The sequence below is a fragment of the Sulfitobacter sp. HI0027 genome (assembly GCF_001634775.1).
Taxonomy (GTDB): domain Bacteria; phylum Pseudomonadota; class Alphaproteobacteria; order Rhodobacterales; family Rhodobacteraceae; genus Sulfitobacter.
Genome location: NZ_LWER01000391.1, coordinates 1 through 508, shown reverse-complemented (window position 1 = coordinate 508; position 508 = coordinate 1). Strand labels below are relative to the sequence as shown.

Below are 508 nucleotides of genomic sequence, written 5' to 3'. Positions count from 1 at the left end.
CCAGAACCACAAAGCAGCGCCGAGCAGGCTAATCTGCATCAGCCAGTACACCCCGACATGCGAGAGCGCGAGATCATAGGCCACCGGCAGATGCCAACCCCAGAGCACCACGGTCGAGACCGCGAAGCCTGCCATCGCAACACCTGCCCGCCGCGAGGGCCAAGCGCAGGCCAAGAGCGGCGCGGCGACGGCGAAGAGCAGCACGTGATGCACCACCCGCGCCGAAAACAGAGCCGAGGAAAGCGCACAGAGGGGGCGAGACGAAGGCCAGCACCAGAACACCCACGGCAGCCATCCCGTGGCGGCTGCGCGCGCGCAAGACAACGATGAAGAGCAAAGACAGAGCGGCCAGAATGAGCGGGTCGAAGTTCCAGCGAAACCAAAAATCCTCCGGCCCCGGTGCCGGTCCACAATAGGTTCGGATCCAAGCATCGCTGAACAAGGTTTATTTTCCCTTCCGTCGTTCCCTGACAGGAACGCTGCGCGCGGGCACATCGTTCCGAACGAA

Annotated in this window: 1 pseudogene; it reads right to left on the bottom strand. The window is 63.2% G+C overall.

Going from position 1 to position 508, the window contains the following annotated elements:
* A pseudogene (locus A3722_RS25195) lies at window positions 1–204 on the bottom strand (cytochrome c oxidase assembly protein); the annotation flags it as partial.
* Window positions 205–508: the final 304 nt, after the last annotated feature.